This is a genomic window from Actinomycetota bacterium (assembly GCA_012837825.1).
Classification (GTDB): Bacteria; Actinomycetota; Humimicrobiia; order Humimicrobiales; family Humimicrobiaceae; genus Humimicrobium.
This window is the reverse complement of record DUQM01000026.1, coordinates 1-3,211: the sequence shown is the minus strand read 5'-3', so window position 1 is coordinate 3,211 and position 3,211 is coordinate 1. Positions and strand designations below refer to the sequence as shown.

At 33.8% G+C, this 3,211-nt stretch carries 4 protein-coding genes; 2 read left to right on the top strand and 2 right to left on the bottom strand.

Annotation, left to right across the window (positions count from 1 at the left end; translation table 11 throughout):
• Together ilvC and GXZ93_02245 are read right to left on the bottom strand one after the other, a co-directional pair.
• Positions 1 to 943, bottom strand: a 943-nt coding sequence (gene ilvC / locus GXZ93_02250) for a ketol-acid reductoisomerase (GenBank protein HHT78606.1), incomplete at its 3' end; no start/stop codon positions are given.
• Between the two features lie 157 nt (positions 944 to 1,100).
• Positions 1,101 to 1,607, bottom strand: coding sequence for a small multi-drug export protein (locus tag GXZ93_02245; protein ID HHT78605.1), 507 nt, complete (start codon positions 1,605 to 1,607; stop codon positions 1,101 to 1,103).
• A 187-nt stretch (positions 1,608 to 1,794) separates the two neighbouring features.
• On the opposite strand from GXZ93_02245, the gene GXZ93_02240 reads away from it, so the two are divergent.
• Together GXZ93_02240 and dut are read left to right on the top strand one after the other, a co-directional pair.
• On the top strand, positions 1,795 to 2,094 hold the full coding sequence (locus GXZ93_02240; GenBank protein HHT78604.1) for a hypothetical protein: 300 nt from the start codon (positions 1,795 to 1,797) through the stop codon (positions 2,092 to 2,094).
• A gap of 148 nt (positions 2,095 to 2,242) precedes the next feature.
• A complete protein-coding gene (gene dut / locus GXZ93_02235; GenBank protein HHT78603.1) occupies positions 2,243 to 2,677 on the top strand; it encodes a dUTP diphosphatase in 435 nt (144 codons plus the stop codon).
• The last annotated feature ends 534 nt before the right edge of the window (positions 2,678 to 3,211 follow it).

Below are 3,211 nucleotides of genomic sequence, written 5' to 3'. Positions count from 1 at the left end.
CTATTCTGTGATTTGCTTCTTTTTTTCTTAAAGAATTAAACACAGGTCTTCCTGCCTTGTTTTCAAGTATCCATTCCTTTGCAAAAGAACCGTCCTGAATGTCGCAGAGAATTTTCTTCATGTTTTTTCTGGTTTCATCTGTAATTATTTTTTTACCAATGACAAGATCTCCGTATTCCGCAGTATCACTTATTGAATATCTCATACCTGAGATACCATGTTCGTAAATGAGGTCAACAATAAGCTTTAACTCATGAAGTACTTCAAAATAAGCTATTTCAGGCTGATATCCTGCATCTGTAAGGGTATCAAAACCTGCTCTTATAAGTTCAGTGCATCCACCGCATAATACAGCCTGCTCTCCGAATAAATCAGTCTCGGTTTCTTCTTTAAAAGTAGTGGTTATTATCCCGGCTCTTCCGGCTCCTATACCTTTTGCATATGCAAGAGCTATTTTCATTCCGTTTCCGGAAAAATCCTGTTCCACCGCAATTATGGACGGAACGCCGCTGCCCTGAGTGTACATTCTTCTGACAATATGTCCCGGGCCTTTTGGCGCAATCATTATTACATCAACATTTTCCGGGGGGATTATCTGTGAATAGTGGATATTAAAACCATGTGCGAATGCAAGCACATTGCCGGCTTTGAGGTTGGGAGCTATATATCTGTAGAAAAGATCTCTCTGCAATTCATCATTCACCAGGATTGTTATAATATCTCCCTGCTCGGCAGCTTTATCAGCAGTAAACACCTCAAATCCCTTTTCTTTTGCAGAGTTCCATGCCTTGCTTCCTTCAAGTTCACCGACAATTACATCCAGTCCGCTTTCCCTTAGGTTTTGTGCATGGGCATGGCCCTGACTTCCAAATCCTATTATTGCAATTTTTTTCCCTTCAAGAATACTGATATCAATATCCTTGTCATAAAAAATTTCAGCCACTTTTCCTCCTTAAATATAATAAATATTAATTATCCTGTATCTTTTAGAAAGATATTGTAAGCAAAACAATTTTAACAAATAATAATGAAGCTATACAGATTTTTTATTAAACAGAATCAGATCCTGAAAATAATACTAATACTGCCTGGTTGTAAAACTAACGTACAGTTATAAAACTAACGTATCCGACAGTTTTAAAAACAATAGTGACAATTGCCGCCGCCATAAGTATTCCAAGAAAGATATCCAGAACAGCTTTTTTAGGTGGAATGCCGAAAACAAAAGCAATTGTTGCCCCGGTCCATGCGCCTGTGACAGGGAGGGGGATACCCACAAAGGTCGCTAATGCAAAACCTGAGTATTTTTCAAATTTCTTATAATATTTTTTTCTTGTCCGGTTAAACAGCCATGTGAAGAATCTGTCAAAAATCCTAAATCTTTTCATTAAAAATTTTGATACAGGTTCCAGAGCATAGACTATTACCACAGCCGGAATCAGATTGCCCAGTATTGAGAATATTATAGTGCTGTAAATATCCAGCTTATAAACACCAAGACCCAGTGGAATAGATGCTCTTAATTCTCCTATGGGAGTCATTGCAGTAAAAAAGGTAGACAGTATCTTTCCGATATTTTCAGAAAAATAAGCAGTTATTTGAGACATTTCAGAACTTTCACTTAATTATAATAATCCGTTATATTAACAAAATTTCCTTATTATTAAAAGAAAATAGAGAAAAATCTTGACACGAACACATGTTCGTATATAATCACAATTACGAACATGTGTTCGCTTTTTAGTTAATCATTTTGCAAAAATGTGCAATAAAATATGTAAATAGGTGGTAATAATGGTTAATACAAAATTAATAAAAACAATGTATGTGATAACCCTTGTAATTGTGTTTTCTCTTGTTGTGGTTGCTGTTCTTGCAAACAGTTCAAAATTTACAGGAAAAAAGAATATACTAAGGTATGAAACAGTCGTATTTGAAAACAATCATCAGCTAAAGGAAACCATTTGCAGAAATTATAAGATTGACAGCAGATTTGATTTTCTTGCTGAGGTAAAGAGGATAAACGATATAAGCGAAGATGATGATGGTTTTCTGGGAAAACCACTTATAATCCCGATTATAGCTTCTAATTAAACAGCATTCCATACTATAATAATCTAATCTATAATAATCCTGATGCAGAAAAATGATATTTTTTATCATATAGATAAATTTTATCATATAGATAAATAAGTTTATTATCATTTCATTATAATTTATTTTTTTGGAGTAACTCTTTATCATGAAAATAAGAATACAAATCCTTGATAAAACAATCGCTTATCCCGAATATGCTCATGAAGGTGATGCCGGTCTGGACCTTAGAAGCACGATTGATACCGTTTTAAAGCCTTTTGAGAGAAAGCTTATTCCCACAGGTATAAAAATAGAGATACCCAGAGGCTATGCAGGCTTTGTTCAGCCAAGATCCGGTCTTGCAATCAAAAACGGTATATCTCTTGTCAATACACCCGGACTTATTGACAGCAACTACAGAGGGGAGATTAAAGCAATCCTTATCAACCTTGACAGCAGAGAAGATTTTTATATAAAAAAGAATGACAGAATATGCCAGCTGGTAATAATAAAAGTTCAGGAAGCAGAAATTGTTTTTGCTGAAGAGCTTGAAAATACGGACAGAGGTGAAAATGGCTTTGGAAGCTCGGGGACTTGTTAAGCCAGATTAATTCAGTATTAGTATGTTAATCAGTATTAATATATTAACAATGTGTTAAAAGCATAAGATTAATATAAGTTCCGATAATATATATTATGTCAACTTGTGACTTATTCATCACTGTAAACATATATAGTAAGGATAACGAAACAAAAATGATAAAGACTTTTTTTATGAACCCGTTTCTACATAAAACTTTGATTAGTCTTTTACCTGTTACCTTTGGGAATATCGACATTAGCAGAATACCGGGACAGGTTCACTTATTACAGTGGCAAATCTATTTAAATCAGCATCATTATAATACCATAATTTGTCAACAAATATACTTGGTATACATGCAAAAAAAATAAGGGTAGTTTTTACACTCCCCTTTTATACAATTGATGCTATGACAATTCTGTTGCCGTTTATACAATTAATTGCCGGAAAATATAGATGTTTTAAGATTTTTACACTGCAGTCTTTAAAAAATTTTTTAATAAGATAAAGAATTTTTTAATAAGACCGGCTTAATAAGACTGGTTATTTGTT